At 56.2% G+C, this 13,968-nt stretch carries 12 protein-coding genes; 2 read left to right on the top strand and 10 right to left on the bottom strand.

Annotated elements, in window-relative coordinates; all coding sequences use genetic code 11:
* Positions 1–175: 175 nt before the first annotated feature.
* From prpF to FGO67_RS10310, 6 genes are all read right to left on the bottom strand, one after another.
* Positions 176–1,354, bottom strand: coding sequence for a 2-methylaconitate cis-trans isomerase PrpF (gene prpF / locus FGO67_RS10335; RefSeq protein WP_203300615.1), 1,179 nt, complete (start codon positions 1,352–1,354; stop codon positions 176–178).
* A complete protein-coding gene (gene acnD, locus FGO67_RS10330; protein WP_203300614.1) occupies positions 1,351–3,948 on the bottom strand; it encodes a Fe/S-dependent 2-methylisocitrate dehydratase AcnD in 2,598 nt (865 codons plus the stop codon). Before acnD ends, prpF begins: the two co-directional genes overlap by 4 nt.
* A gap of 83 nt (positions 3,949–4,031) precedes the next feature.
* The gene (gene prpC / locus FGO67_RS10325) at positions 4,032–5,162 is read right to left on the bottom strand and encodes a bifunctional 2-methylcitrate synthase/citrate synthase (protein ID WP_203300613.1); all 1,131 of its coding nucleotides are present in this window, start codon (positions 5,160–5,162) and stop codon (positions 4,032–4,034) included.
* Between the two features lie 45 nt (positions 5,163–5,207).
* The gene (gene prpB, locus FGO67_RS10320) at positions 5,208–6,095 is read right to left on the bottom strand and encodes a methylisocitrate lyase (protein ID WP_041338224.1); all 888 of its coding nucleotides are present in this window, start codon (positions 6,093–6,095) and stop codon (positions 5,208–5,210) included.
* A 42-nt stretch (positions 6,096–6,137) separates the two neighbouring features.
* Entirely contained in the window at positions 6,138–6,818 is a 681-nt protein-coding gene (locus tag FGO67_RS10315; protein WP_203300612.1) for a GntR family transcriptional regulator, read from the bottom strand.
* A gap of 119 nt (positions 6,819–6,937) precedes the next feature.
* Positions 6,938–8,002 carry a ShlB/FhaC/HecB family hemolysin secretion/activation protein gene (locus FGO67_RS10310; RefSeq protein WP_203300611.1) on the bottom strand — a complete coding sequence of 355 codons (1,065 nt, stop codon included), beginning with the start codon at positions 8,000–8,002 and terminating at the stop codon, positions 6,938–6,940.
* Between the two features lie 415 nt (positions 8,003–8,417).
* On the opposite strand from FGO67_RS10310, the gene galU reads away from it, so the two are divergent.
* A complete protein-coding gene (galU, locus tag FGO67_RS10305; RefSeq protein WP_203300610.1) occupies positions 8,418–9,254 on the top strand; it encodes a UTP--glucose-1-phosphate uridylyltransferase GalU in 837 nt (278 codons plus the stop codon).
* Positions 9,255–9,269: 15 nt separating this feature from the next.
* Here the strand turns inward: galU and FGO67_RS10300 are convergent, their stop codons facing one another.
* Complete coding sequence (locus FGO67_RS10300) at positions 9,270–9,683, bottom strand: XRE family transcriptional regulator (RefSeq protein WP_203300609.1); 414 nt, start codon at positions 9,681–9,683, stop codon at positions 9,270–9,272.
* Positions 9,684–9,842: 159 nt separating this feature from the next.
* Between FGO67_RS10300 and FGO67_RS10295 the strand changes: the two genes are divergently transcribed.
* Positions 9,843–10,706 carry a RibD family protein gene (locus FGO67_RS10295; RefSeq protein ID WP_203300608.1) on the top strand — a complete coding sequence of 288 codons (864 nt, stop codon included), beginning with the start codon at positions 9,843–9,845 and terminating at the stop codon, positions 10,704–10,706.
* Here the strand turns inward: FGO67_RS10295 and FGO67_RS10290 are convergent.
* From FGO67_RS10290 to FGO67_RS10280, 3 genes are read right to left on the bottom strand one after another with little or no spacing between them, the layout of a single operon-like run.
* Entirely contained in the window at positions 10,663–11,607 is a 945-nt protein-coding gene (locus FGO67_RS10290; RefSeq protein WP_238942327.1) for a lysylphosphatidylglycerol synthase transmembrane domain-containing protein, read from the bottom strand. The two genes, FGO67_RS10295 and FGO67_RS10290, sit on opposite strands and share 44 nt — an antisense overlap.
* A gap of 29 nt (positions 11,608–11,636) precedes the next feature.
* Positions 11,637–13,577 (bottom strand): glycosyltransferase family 4 protein, encoded by a 1,941-nt coding sequence (locus FGO67_RS10285; RefSeq protein ID WP_203300606.1) that lies wholly within the window; start codon positions 13,575–13,577, stop codon positions 11,637–11,639.
* Positions 13,564–13,962 (bottom strand): 6-pyruvoyl trahydropterin synthase family protein, encoded by a 399-nt coding sequence (locus FGO67_RS10280; protein WP_203300605.1) that lies wholly within the window; start codon positions 13,960–13,962, stop codon positions 13,564–13,566. Before FGO67_RS10280 ends, FGO67_RS10285 begins: the two co-directional genes overlap by 14 nt.
* Between the last annotated feature and the right edge of the window lie 6 nt (positions 13,963–13,968).

Here is a 13,968-nt window from a genome sequence, read left to right as displayed (position 1 = left end):
GGAGTGTTGGGATCAGGGGTCCTAAAAGTGACAGAGCCCTCTTCTTTAGCCTTGATCGTGCTCTGTGTGATGGGGCTTATCTCAAGAAGAGTTCTCAAGAAATAGATTAAGGCCGAACTCCGAACTGTTTCGGTGGCGGCCGCCATAGCACCCGCCACCCAAACAACACCATTTGTCAGAACGATCCGCCTGGTACTCTAACCCACCCCTCCATGAGGATTCGGGCACTGCGGCTCATGATTGCTTTGGTCGCCGTCCACTGACCATTCACCTGGCTGGCCTCTGCCCCCACACGCAAGGTGCCCGAGGGGTGACCAAAGGTGACGTCAGTACGATCACCGCCACCGGCAGCCAGGTTCACCAGTGTGCCCGGCACGGCAGAAGCCGTTGCAATCGCTACAGCAGCCGTTCCCATCATGGCGTGGTGCAGCTTGCCCATAGACAAAGCGCGCACCAGGACATCAATGTCTCCGGCCCTGATCTGCTTGCCACTGGAAGACACGTAGTCGGCTGGAGCCGCTACAAACGCCACTTTCGGGGTGTGCTGTCGGCTGGCTGCTTCGTCCACATGACCAATCAGCCCCATCTTGACCGCTCCATGAGACCGAATGGTCTCGAACATGGACAGAGCCTTGGGGTCGCCATTAATGGCGTCCTGCAATTCGGTACCGGTGTACCCAATATCTTCGGCATTAATAAAGATGGTGGGGATACCGGCATTGATCATGGTAGCGCGCAAGGTTCCAACACCCGGAACCTCCAGATCATCGACCACGTTGCCCGTAGGGAACATGGCTCCGTCGCCATCGGCGGGGTCCATGAATTCCACCTGGACTTCGGCTGCGGGAAAGGTGACCCCGTCCAGCTCAAAATCGCCGGTTTCCTGCACTTCTCCATTAGTGATCGGAACCTGGGCAACAATGGTTTTCCGAATGTTCGCCTGCCAGATACGAACGGTGCAAAAGCCATTTTCGGGAATCCGGTCCTGGGACACGAAGCCGCTGTTGATGGCAAAGGCACCGACGGCAGCGGTCAAGTTTCCACAATTACCGCTCCAGTCCACAAACGGCTTGTCGATAGACACCTGCCCGAACAGGTAGTCGACGTCGTGGTCGGGCTGGGTCGGCTCGGCCAAGATCACCGTTTTGCTGGTGCTCGAGGTGGCACCGCCCATACCGTCGGTCTGTTTCTGATAAGGATCCGGGCTGCCGATAACCCGTAGCAGCAGCTTGTCCCGGGCTTCACCCGGGACTTGGGCGACTTCAGGCAGATCTTGAAGCCGGAAGAACACGCCCTTGCTGGTACCGCCACGCATGTAGGTGGCGGGAACTCTTACCTGCGCTGGATGGCTCATGCGGCGCCCTCCGCCTCCAGGAAGTCCTGGGCAAACCGCTGCAAAACGCCACCCGCGGTATAGATGGAGACCTCCTCGGCGGTATCCAGGCGACAGATCACCGGAACATGCTCGGTACTGCCGTTCTTTCGATGGATAACCAGCGTCATTTCCGCTCTCGGCGCGGCAACACCTTCCACGTCGTAAGTCTCGGTGCCATCAAGTGCCAGGGTCTGACGGGTTGTGCCGTCCTCAAACTGAAGGGGCATAACGCCCATACCCACCAGGTTGGTGCGGTGGATTCGCTCAAACCCTTCCGCAACAATGGCTTCAACGCCCGCCAGGGCAACGCCTTTGGCCGCCCAATCACGGGAGGAGCCCTGACCGTAATCCGCACCGGCAATGATGATCAGCGGCTGTTTACGCTCCATGTAGGTTTCAATTGCTTCCCACATGCGTGTCACTTTGCCTTCGGGCTCAACTCGCGCCAGCGAACCTTGCTTCACATTGCCATTTTCATCCCGCACCATTTCATTAAACAGTTTCGGGTTGGCAAAGGTCGCGCGCTGTGCCGTCAGGTGATCACCACGGTGGGTCGCGTAGGAGTTGAAGTCTTCCTCCGGCACGCCCATTTTGTGCAGGTATTCACCAGCCGCACTGTTCATAAGAATGGCGTTGGAGGGCGACAGGTGGTCGGTGGTGATGTTGTCTGGCAGGATCGCCAACGGCCGCATTCCCTTGAGCGCCTTCTCCCCGGCCAATCCACCTTCCCAATAAGGCGGGCGGCGGATGTACGTGCTCTGCGGACGCCACTCGTAGTTCGGGTTAGTGTTGGCGTTAGCATCACGCGTAATGTCGAACATCGGAATGTAGGTGCTACGGAACTGTTCCGGCTTAACACTGGTTTTCACGATGGAATCGATTTCTTCATCGCTCGGCCAGATGTCTTTCAGAGTGACGGCATTGCCTTCCTGATCGTAACCCAGGACATCCTTTTCAATATCGAAGCGGATAGTGCCTGCAATCGCATACGCCACAACCAGCGGTGGTGATGCCAGGAACGCCTGCTTGGCGTAGGGATGAATCCTGCCGTCGAAGTTACGGTTGCCGGACAGAACAGCCGTTGAGTAGAGATCCCGGTCAACGATTTCCTTCTGGATTTTCGGATCCAGCGCACCACTCATGCCATTGCAGGTGGTACAGGCAAAGGCGACAACACCAAAGCCAAGATTCTCCAGCTCAGGCAGCAGATCGGCTTCTTCCAGATACATCTTGACCGTTTTGGAGCCCGGTGCCAGCGAGGACTTAACCCATGGCTTTCGGGTAAGGCCCAGCTTGTTAGCATTACGGGCGATCAAGCCAGCGGCCACCATGTTCCGCGGGTTAGAGGTGTTTGTGCAGCTGGTGATCGCAGCAATGATGACCGCACCATCCGGCATCTTGCCCTCTTCCTGCTCCCATTCACCGGCAATTCCGCGCTTGGCGAGCTCGGAGGTGGGCAGATGCGCGTGGGGATTGGAAGGGCCGGCAAGGGTCCGCTCAACTTTCGAGAGATCAAAGGTCAGAATCCGCTCGTATTCCGCGGACTTCAGGCTATCGGCCCACAGGCCTGTGTGCTTGGCGTAGTTCTCAACCAGCGCAACCTGCTCGTCTTCGCGCCCGGTCAGTTTCAAATAATCAATGGTCTGGCCATCGATGTAGAACATGGCGGCAGTTGCACCATACTCCGGCGTCATGTTCGAGATCGTTGCGCGATCGCCAACCGTCAGGCTGTCGGCGCCCTCGCCAAAGAACTCAAGATAAGCACCGACCACCCGTTCCTTACGCAGGAATTCTGTCAGGGCCAGTACCATATCGGTACTGGTTATGCCCGGGCGCAGTTTGCCCGTCAACGCAACACCAACAATGTCCGGAAGCCGCATCATGGATGCTCGGCCTAGCATGACGCTCTCAGCTTCCAGGCCGCCAACACCCACAGAAATAACGCCCAGCGCATCGACCATCGGGGTGTGGCTATCGGTACCCACACAGGTATCCGGAAACGCCACGCCGCCACGTGATTGCACTACCGGAGACATCTTCTCCAGGTTGATCTGGTGCATGATGCCGTTGCCCGGTGGAATCACATCCACGTTCTCGAACGCGGTCTTGGTCCAGTTGATGAAATGGAACCGGTCGTCGTTTCGACGGTCTTCGACCGCCCGGTTCTTTTCGAACGCGTCTTTCTCGAAGCCCGCGTGCTCAACTGCCAGTGAGTGATCGACAATCAATTGCGTTGGCACGACCGGGTTAACCTTGGCCGGGTCACCGCCCTTCTCCGCAATCGCATCTCGGAGACCAGCCAGGTCAACAAGGGCGGTTTGGCCAAGAATGTCGTGACACACCACACGGGCGGGATACCACGGGAAGTCCAGATCCCGCTTGCGCTCGATCAGCTGTTTCAGGGAATCAGTCAGCATCTCGGGATCGCAACGGCGAACCAACTGCTCTGCCAGAATCCGCGAGGTGTAAGGAAGCTTTTCGTAGGCGCCAGGCTGAATGTCTTCAACAGCCTGGCGAGTATCGAAATAATCCAGGTCGGTGCCCGGTAGCGGTTTGCGGTAGTCAGTATTCATGGCCAGAAACTCATATCGGAAAATCGAAGGTGTGGGCGAAAACCGGCGCTCTCCTCAACTCGCTCGAGAGCGCCATGCCAGTTTTATGGACGCTCGTCGATGGGCACCCACTTCGAGTCCGCCGGGCCGGTGTATTCGGCACTGGGGCGGATGATGCGGTTGTTTTCCCGCTGCTCTTTCACGTGTGCGGTCCAACCGGAAACCCGAGACATCACAAAAATAGGCGTGAACAGCTCGGTCGGAATACCCATGAAGTGGTACGCCGACGCGTGGAAGAAATCGGCGTTGCAGAACAGCTTTTTCTCGCGCCACATCACCTCTTCACAACGGACCGACACCGGGTAAAGCACGGTATCGCCGACTTCATCCGCCAGCTTCTTGGACCATTCCTTGATGATCGCATTACGCGGGTCAGATTCCTTGTAGATGGCATGGCCAAAGCCCATGATCTTCTCTTTCCGAGCCAGCATGCCCATCAGGCCTTCTTCCGCCTCGTCCGCTGTCTGGAACTTCTGAATAAGCTCCATGGCGGCTTCGTTAGCGCCACCGTGCAACGGCCCACGGAGGGTACCGATGGCGCCCGTCACGCAGCTATGAATGTCCGACAGAGTGGAGGCACAAACGCGGGCGTTGAAAGTGGAAGCATTGAATTCGTGCTCGGCGTAGAGGATCAGGGACACGTTCATCACCTTCTCATGCAGCTCGCTGGGCTTTTTGCCGTGCAGCAGCTCGAGGAAGTGGCCACCGATGGAATCTACATCACTGTCGGTTTCGATTCGAACACCCTCGTGGGCGAAGCGATACCAGTAAGTGATGATGGATGGGAAGACCGCCAGCATACGGTCGATCTTGTCATCCTGCTCGGAAAAGTCCGCTTCGGTTTCCAGATTCCCCAGCATAGAACAACCGGTCCGCATGACGTCCATGGGATGGGCGTCTTTCGGGATTTGTTCCAGTACAGTCTTCAGCGCATCCGGCAAACCACGCAGGCTATGTAGCTTCTGCTTGTAGGCGTCGAGCTCCTGACGGTTTGGCAGCTTGCCCCTTAAAAGCAGGTAAGCGATTTCTTCAAACTGCGCCTTTTCGGCCAGATCGGCGATTTCATAACCTCGATACGTCAGGCCTGCTCCGGATTGACCGACAGTACACAGCGCCGTTTGACCAGCTACCTGTCCGCGCAGACCAGCGCCTTCGAGTTTCTTCGCTTCAGCCATTGTTCCTCTCCCTCATCTCAGGATGATCATCAGTCAGGTATCAATTTAGTTTTTTTGTTGCTGGAAGAGCTGATCCAGCTTCTGTTCAAATTCGTGGTAGTTCAGGAAATCGTAGAGCTCCATCCGCGTCTGCATGAGATCAACGACGTCTTTCTGATCGCCCTTATCCAGAATGTTCTGGTAAACGGTCAGGGCCGCCTTGTTCATGGCACGGAAAGCGCTCAGCGGATACAGCACCATGTCAGCGCCGGCTTCGCCCAGTTCTTTGCGGTTATAAAGAGGTGTTGCGCCAAACTCGGTGATGTTGGCCAGAATCGGTACATCCAGCGCCTCGGAAAAGGCTTTGTAGTGCTCGAGTTCGGTAACCGCTTCCGCAAAGATACCGTCTGCCCCGGCCTCGATACAGGCCTTCGCGCGCTCGATGGCGGCGTCCAGGCCTTCCTTTTGGAACGCATCGGTGCGAGCCATAATGAAGAAATCATCGTTTTCCCGGGCGTCTACGGCCGCCTTGATACGATCGACCATTTCTTCCTGGGAGACGATCTCCTTGTTAGGCCGGTGTCCGCAGCGCTTCTGGGCAACCTGGTCCTCGATGTGGACAGCAGCAGCACCGGCACGTTCCATTTCCCGAATGGTTCGGCCGATATTGAAGGCACCACCCCAACCGGTGTCAATATCCACCAGCAGCGGCAGATCACTGGCTGCAGTAATCCGACGAACGTCCTCAACCACGTCGTTCATCGTGGTCATTCCGAGATCTGGTAAACCGTAAGAGGCGTTGGCCACACCGCCACCGGACAGATAGATTGCCTGATGCCCTACTTTCTGAGCCATCATTGCACTGTAGGCATTGACGGTCCCAACAATCTGGAGCGGTTTATTTTCGTTCAGGGCTTTCCGGAAACGTGCGCCCGGTGATAGTTTGCTGGACATAGTGCATTTCCTCTTCGTTCGAATTAGTTGGTTCGAATTAACTCAAATAGTTAACACGCCATCTTGAATCTGTTTTTCGATATTTCGGCGAGCAGCGTTGATGTGCCTTTTCATCAGAAATTCTGCGAGTTCGCCGTCGCGCTGAGCGATGGCTTCGACGATACGGCGGTGTTCCCCGAGCGCACGATGGGGGCGCCCGGCTGAGGTGCTTAACCGGTATCGGTACATTCGCACCATGTAATACAGATCGCCCAGTAGCATCTGGGCCAGTTTGGTATTGCGGCTACCCGTGGCGATCCGGTGATGGAAATCGTAATCCCCTTCGGCTTGATAGTAGGCTTGTCCCTGGGCTTCGTCGATCATTTGCTCGTGAGCATCCAGGGTGGCCTGCAGATCAGCGATTTCGCTGTCGGTCATCCGTTCGGCCGCCTGCCGAGCGGCCAACCCCTCCATTACCTCACGAATCCGATAAAGCTCTACAAGCTCCGATGCACTCACCGACACGACTTTCACACCGGCGTGGGGGCGTCTAACCAGCAAACCTCGGGATTCGAGGCGCCCCAATGCTTCTCGCAAAGGCCCTCGGGTCAGATTGAACCGGGTGCACAACTCCAGCTCGCCAATTTTTTCCCCCGGGGCGAGCTCGCCTTTGACAATCGACGTCTGTATACAATCGAAAGCTTCGTCTGCTCGAGTGTAGGTTTTTTCGGCTTCTTCAGGCATTGTTTGTCAACAATCTGGATTATTTTCAAACAAAAGTACGCCCGAAGCCTTATATTGTCAACAATCCAAAACGTGCGAGGGATTAATTGTTAACACTTTCAGCTGGAGGCTAAGGGAATTTACAAGGTAAGGAATAAAGAGAGAGACACATTGGGCCGACTAACCCGGGTCATGGAGGGGGCGGACGCGGTCAGCATCTTGCCCACGCTCATTGCAGCAACGAAATCGTCCGCATCCAGCTGCAAAGACAGCTCACCGACGCTGGCCCCGCCGTCTGACTGTGCTTCAGCCTTAACGCCTGGCGCCCAGCTTCGCAACAGGGAAATTTGAAGATAGGAGTGCGCACCATAAAGGGTGGGCACCGGCAAGCCAGGGCTTCCTGCCTGAAGGCGTAACCAACCTCCTTCATCCACAGTTCGGTATTGACCATGAAAGCCGCTCGACAGTGCCTCCCCCGCTATCTGCAGTCGCTCTGAGGACGGCAAATTGGTCGGCGCAAATTGGTACCTGCCATCGATGCCGAGGTTCCACGCCAAGACCTTTTTGCTAAGCGATGCCGACAAAGCGATCTTCCGAAACTGATCGGTAATGTAATCACTGCCCAGATTGTCGGCCTCTTGCCTGGAATCAACGCCGCTGATTGCCCGAAGATTTGCAGATGACCAAAGGCCCGTTGGCCACTCGTGGCTTTTTTCTATTTCCACGCCGAATGTCGAAACCTGATATTGGGACTGCTCCATCCGCCCCGTCGCATCGGCCACACGGGACCGCCCTGTGGAATGACTGAACACACCGCTCATCGAAACCCCGCGCCAGGAGAATACGGCTCTCCGGCCATCGATAGTGAGAGCGTTTCGCTCACTCTGAGTATCAAACCTGCCAACGTCGCCCTCTTTGACGCCCCTGGAATCCCGGTTTCGAAATTCAATCCCCAGATTGATGTCTGCCACGGTGAGGCCATAACTCAGCGTCCAGGCACTGAACTCCTGTTCGTCACGATGAGACGATCGATCCCGATAATGTAATCCGAGACGGTGCGCTGACCAGCCCAAGTCGTCACTGACCAGACCCAGGGTATTGGAGGCTTGGCCATCGTCGCGGTTTGAGGCGCCCGAGATGCTCACCTTCGACGCAACGTATCGAGCTACCGAGTGCAAAAGATCACCGGGGAACAAGCCTGGCATGTGTGCACCCGCAGGGTAGTTGGTCGCGGCGGAAGCGCTCGCAGAAAAAGCGCACAGTATTAGTGCAAAAAGAGGCGCAAGGTGCACAGGACAACCTTTAAAGATGACCAAAACATGAACAACACTGTAACGGGGAAGTGAATAACCAAGCCAGTGCCGCTCACCAAAAACAACATCTTTTATAATGCGGAAATACAGTTCCTTACCAAAGGAATTAAAAGCTCTTTACTAACTGTATCAACCTGTATCCGAATAAACATTTGGCAACAAAATAGCTGCTTTTTCTTGCCAGAATCGGCTAGCACTCCATTTCCGGTGGCAACTTCGTTACACTCGGCACGGTTTGTGATTACCTAGACTAAGTCGACTGCAAACCCACCCTGGGAACTCGTTTGCGCTAAAAAGGAAAAGCTCAATGATCAAAAAATGCCTGTTTCCCGTTGCCGGTTATGGCACGCGATTTCTCCCCGCCACCAAGGCCATGCCCAAAGAGATTCTGCCGATCGTAAACAAGCCTCTGGTCCAGTACGGCGTGGAAGAAGCCGCCGAGGCGGGCATCCACGAGTTCGGGTTTGTTACCGGTCGGGGCAAGCGGGCAATCGAGGATCATTTCGACATCAGCTATGAGCTGGAACATCAGATTGCAGGGTCCGGCAAGGAAGACCTGCTAGCGTCCATCCGCGACCTTATCGACAACAACACCTTTGCCTTTACCCGGCAAAATGAGATGAAGGGGCTGGGCCACGCTATCCTGACCGGTAGAAACCTGGTTGGTGACAACCCCTTCGCGGTGGTTCTGGCCGATGACTTCTGTCTGGGCCCGGACGGTGATGACGGCGTACTGGCGCAAATGGTGAAGCTGTATAACCAATTCCGTTGCTCCATCGTCGCGATCGAAGAGGTTCCAGAGGATGAGACTCACAAGTACGGCGTGATCGCAGGCGAGTCAATGAAGGACGGTCTGTACCGCATCACCGACATGGTTGAAAAACCGGCACCGGAAGATGCGCCCAGCAATCTTGCCATCATTGGCCGGTACATCCTCACTCCGGATATCTTCGACATTATCGAGCGGACGCCAGCAGGCAAGAATGGCGAGGTGCAGATCACCGATGCCCTGATGGAACAGGCTAAAAATGGCTGTGTTCTGGCCTACCAGTTCAAAGGTCGTCGGTTCGATTGCGGCAGCATCGATGGCTTTGTCGAAGCCACCAACTACGTTTATGAGAACATTTACAAGAAGGGCAACTGATTCATTCGGCGGAGCCTAGCCGCCGAGAATCTGTAGGATCATACGCCGGTTTTCTGCTGTAGCATTGCGGAACCGGCGCAACAGCTCCACCTCATCGTCTGACAGCTGAACTCTGTTAATTTCCCGCTCCAGCTCTTTCAGCGCCGTCGTCAAATCATCACTTTGGCTGAACGAAAGCCCCGGAAGTTCCAGCTGGCCATCAGAAGTCTCCTCAATATCGATCAGCTGCTCTAAGGGCGTCTCTGACCTGAAACAGAAATCCAGTAACTGGCCAATATTGGGATAGCTACGCTGCCGAGCATCTACTGCTTCCCAACTCTCAACCTGAGCCTCCTCCACACCGCACATGTGGGCGACGTCCCATAGGGACAGCCGACTCTGGTCTCGAACCTGGCGCAGCCGACGATTGAACGATTGCAGGTACCGCATGCTGGTTGCCTCTACCCTCTGCCGGGACGCCAGGAAATCTGGAATCCACACTATTCCGGAACTTACCCGTAAAGTGAATCAAACTGGAAATGTAACGTACATATAGCTTTCCAGACAAACTGCCTATACTAAATTCAACGGCTACAGAACGAGATCTTTATGACCGCTCTACCCATGGACTGCGATGCCGCCTGGCAGCTGGTTTTGGATGCAATAGATTGCAGCAATGTGACACTGGCATTGCCGGAAAGTGATCAACCAGCGGTGCGCCTAAACGGCACAGGTGCCTGGCATCTTCTGCATCCAGCCACTCCCCAAGCCCACGATCTTCTCTCGACATTCCTGCCATTGTGCCGCCCGATATCAGCTGATTCGGCACCTCGTGTTATCGGTCAGCTGGGCCAGAGCCTGGACGGCAGAATAGCGACAGTCACGGGCCGATCACGGTTCATAAACGGCGATGACGGCATCACTCATCTTCATCGAATTCGAGCGGTTTCAGACGCTGTGGTAGTTGGCGCGGGAACGGCAGCCACTGACAATCCGATGCTGACGGTCCGTCGCACTACTGGCCCAAATCCAGTTCGCGTTGTGATCGACCGGCATCGCCGCGTACCCCAAAGCCATCACCTGTTTACCGATGGAAAATCCCGGACAATCAGGCTGGTTGCTGGTCAGTACGACTCGCAGTCAGTGGCAAGGGAGTATGGTCAGGTCACCGAAGTCGCTTGTCTGGGCGATAGAGAACAAACCGAGCCTGTTGACCCTCGAGTGATTCTGCAGGTGCTGAGTGATTTTGGCCTGCGAAAAATCTTTATCGAAGGCGGTGGCCTGACAGTGTCGTCTTTCCTTAACGCTGGCCTGCTGGACCGCCTGCATGTCATGGTGGCGCCAATGATCATTGGCAGTGGGCGGCCCGCTTTCTCGCTGCCGGAGATCGATCAACTCGATGGCGCCCTGCGCCCTAAATCCCAGCTGATCAATCTGGGCAGCGATATGTTGTTTGACCTGGAGTTTTCGTAAGCCGGTTCCCGTTTTTCACCCCTACCGGGGACTGCCTCCTAAGCAACACAGCCAGCCCCGGGAAGGACGAGATCAACACCAAAACTCCATAAGCCACACTCAGGGCCACGCCCTGCTCAGCGGGCAACCCGGCTAATGGCCACAAAACGGCTGCCGCCCCTTCTCGCACGCCCCAGCCAGCTACTGTCAGTGGGATCACCATGCTTAATAGCAACAAACTGCAAAGTGCCAGCATTAAAAACCCGGAGCCCTCCCGTTCTATATATCCGGCCTGCTGGGCAAGTAAAAAAAAGACGGCGAGGTAACTCCCGAGCACCAGTAAAGAGGTCCCCAACTGAATCGGCAAGACCTGCCAGCCAAACAGCGTCTGTGACAGGTCCTTGCACAGGCGGCGTATATAGCGCCCAGCCCGATTTTTGCTGCGCATCCCCCAAAGGCCGACAGCCAGGCTGCCAATGGCTACGACGGGAAGTAGCCAACCGACTGACAAGTTCGGGCTGAAGCGACCAGACTCACTCAGCCACGCCACTGCCCAGGCCACCACCAAAAACAGTGCAAACTGTCCGGACAAACGCTCAATAATTACAGCATGCACGGCCCCGAGTTTCTTATCCGTTTCCCGGCTGTGCCGCCAAGCTCGACCAGCATCCCCCATTACCCCACCCGGGAGCACCTGATTGAGGAAGCTCGCCAGGTAATACTCGCGAAAAGCCCGGGAGTAGGACATCTGAAGACCCAGACGCTTGGCGGTGTATCGCCAGCGCCAGGCCGACAACCCTACCTGAAAGACCGTCAGAGCTAAGACCGGTAGCAGCAAAGATGCTGGTAAACGCTGAAGCTCCAGCCACAGTCGATCCAGGTCCAGAAACAAAGCCAGACCGGCCAGCAACAGGAATGCCATGAGCCAGCGCCAAAGCGCAGCAACCTGCCTCATGAGATTTGATCCGGAGGAAGCGCCATCAGATCCAAGTGGTGGACGCTGACCGACAGACGGCCCTCGGCCAGCCAACGCTTTCGATCCGACAACCAATCCGACAGCCATTCTGAACCGTCGCCGTTGATATCAGGAGCCAGCTCAGCCGCTGCTGCCACCCAACCTTCCAGCAACTGGCTGATCAGTGCTCGATCACGGGCATTGAGCCGCCAAGGGGTTTCAGAGATTTCAACGGAGTGGCCCGCCTGTTTCAGTTTTTTTGCCAGTACGCGAGGTGCATCTGGCCCCAACGCCCGGCCGGTTCCCTTCTCGCCTCTCTGATGCTGATTGACCAGCGTCTGCACTCGCTCGTCGCATGGGTGTTCGGGTTCCAAACGGAATTGGCCGGAGTAACTCAGGGTCACAAGCAGCGCGGCTCTCTGCGACCCAGCCGACGCCACCAGCGCATCCAGCCATTCCTCTGAGACAAGGTCGATCAGTGCAGAAGCGGTGATCAGCCTTGCCTCAGAGGGAATCTGTGCGGCCAGCGAGTCAGCTGTCAGCCATGCCTCAGCCACCGAACTCGATTCCCCCAGTTGCGTCAACCGATCCTTCGCCACCGTCAGCAATGAGGCATCGTGATCCAGCAGCAGCCACTGCTTCGGCACAAGGAGCCTCGGCGCCAGAAACACAGCGTTGGATCCACGCCCCGTACCCAGGTCGACAATCGTCACTGGCTCCCGGGAACCGGCATCAACTTGCCCGGCAACATCCCGATGAAGCCAACGATCCACGGCTTCGGTCAGCGCCATCGATCTCGCTTGGTGGTCCGCACTTTCACGGAGTTCCAGCCAACTATTCTCAAACACACTGCCCGCCGCGACGCAGCCCAACCCTGCCACCTTCAAAAAAACCTGCGCAGCATTCTCCCAGGTGCGAAGGGGGCTCGACAGGCATTGTGCCTGCGTTGTTTGCTGTGCCAGTCCTTCAGGATCACTCAGCCAGGCTCGCAGCGCCGATTCCAAAGCCTCAACGTCGCCAGCCGGGTACTGAAGAACACCTGGCTGGTCGCCAGTGTTGGCTAAAGCGCCACCGTCCGAGGTTATGACAGGCAAGCCAGACGCAATGGCCTCGTCAATCACCATCCCATAGCCCTCATAGAGGGAGGGAAACACGAACACATCAGCCTGTTGGTACAGCTCCAATAACCGTCTTTCGGCTACTTCTCCGGTGAGCTCTACCCGCCCTTCCAGCCCGGCCTTTCGGATCTGATTGGCAACTTCCTGACTGTAGGCAGAATCTCGATCCAGGGAACCTGCGAGAGTGCAATGCCACGGTAGGGATTGAAGGTTCTGTAAGGCTTTAACTAACTGATGTTGCGCTTTGCGCTGAGAGAGATGGCCAACACAGAGTAACTGGGGAACAGGTGCACGGCGGACGTCATTGTTCGTTTGAAGCCTGGCTTTGATTGCAACGCCTGGATGCGCAGTATCAATTCGGTCAGCAGAAACACCGAAAGCCGCAAGGCGCCCAACAGTGAACGCGCTGGTAGTCACCACATGGGCCACGGCTGCCAGGGCGCGGCGTTCCTGCTCGAAGAACCACTGGCGTTCTTCCTCCGACAACCCCGTTTCATCGGCAAGTGGGTGATGGATTAACGCTATTAGCTTCAAACGCTGCGCATGCTCCTCTATAACCTGCGGCATGGCACCTATAGCCAGACCATCGAGCACCACCACCGCTGAGTCCGGGCACTGTTCCAGGCAATGATTCATCGCCGCCAGTGCCCGCTGGTCGGGACGCGGAAACTGCCCAGCCAGCCCGGTGACAACAGCCCGGGTACCGAGTTCGTTTATTGCATCGACAGCACGACGAACATAGCGGTAGCCACCGGTGTTCTGACCGGGATCACCAGGCACTACAAATCGAAGGACCGGGCTGAAATCAGAGCTTGCCATGGAAACTGGCCCAGGCAATGTGGGATTCAGACAGGGTCACTTTCAGGCTGTTCATACCTTGGGCGGACTCGCCCAGACGCCCTGTCCTGATCGCAGCTGCCATGCGCTCAAACACCTGCCTGGCCATGAACTCGGTAGTGGTATTCTGACTCTGCAGTTGCTCAAGGTCGTCCAGATTCTTCATGTTGAATTCTGCGAGAACGTCTTTAAGCACTGACGCCGCCAGGCCAATATCGACCACCAGGTTGTCCGCATCCAACTCCTGCCGCTCAAAGGCTACATCCACAACGTAAGTTGCCCCGTGGACCTGCTGTGCAGGTCCGAAAATCTCGCCCCGAAAACTATGGGCAATCATCATGTGGTCTCGGACGGTCAAGCTGAACATAGATCG

It is taken from the genome of Marinobacter sediminum, from assembly GCF_016820575.1.
GTDB classification, from domain to species: Bacteria; Pseudomonadota; Gammaproteobacteria; order Pseudomonadales; family Oleiphilaceae; genus Marinobacter; species Marinobacter sediminum.
Note: the sequence above shows the minus strand (reverse complement) of the source record. Positions and strands in the feature narration are given on the sequence as shown.

Excerpts from the sequence above, each read along its gene's own strand:
- prpF (WP_203300615.1), bottom strand. The coding sequence starts at position 1,354 with ATGAGCCATCCAGCGCAGGTAAGAGTTCCCGCCACCTACATGCGTGGC.
- acnD (WP_203300614.1), bottom strand. The coding sequence starts at position 3,948 with ATGAATACTGACTACCGCAAACCGCTACCGGGCACCGACCTGGATTAT.
- prpC (WP_203300613.1), bottom strand. The coding sequence starts at position 5,162 with ATGGCTGAAGCGAAGAAACTCGAAGGCGCTGGTCTGCGCGGACAGGTA.
- prpB (WP_041338224.1), bottom strand. The coding sequence starts at position 6,095 with ATGTCCAGCAAACTATCACCGGGCGCACGTTTCCGGAAAGCCCTGAAC.
- FGO67_RS10315 (WP_203300612.1), bottom strand. The coding sequence starts at position 6,818 with ATGCCTGAAGAAGCCGAAAAAACCTACACTCGAGCAGACGAAGCTTTC.
- FGO67_RS10310 (WP_203300611.1), bottom strand. The coding sequence starts at position 8,002 with ATGCCAGGCTTGTTCCCCGGTGATCTTTTGCACTCGGTAGCTCGATAC.
- galU (WP_203300610.1), top strand. The coding sequence starts at position 8,418 with ATGATCAAAAAATGCCTGTTTCCCGTTGCCGGTTATGGCACGCGATTT.
- FGO67_RS10300 (WP_203300609.1), bottom strand. The coding sequence starts at position 9,683 with ATGCGGTACCTGCAATCGTTCAATCGTCGGCTGCGCCAGGTTCGAGAC.
- FGO67_RS10295 (WP_203300608.1), top strand. The coding sequence starts at position 9,843 with ATGACCGCTCTACCCATGGACTGCGATGCCGCCTGGCAGCTGGTTTTG.
- FGO67_RS10290 (WP_238942327.1), bottom strand. The coding sequence starts at position 11,607 with ATGGCATTCCTGTTGCTGGCCGGTCTGGCTTTGTTTCTGGACCTGGAT.
- FGO67_RS10285 (WP_203300606.1), bottom strand. The coding sequence starts at position 13,577 with ATGGCAAGCTCTGATTTCAGCCCGGTCCTTCGATTTGTAGTGCCTGGT.
- FGO67_RS10280 (WP_203300605.1), bottom strand. The coding sequence starts at position 13,962 with ATGTTCAGCTTGACCGTCCGAGACCACATGATGATTGCCCATAGTTTT.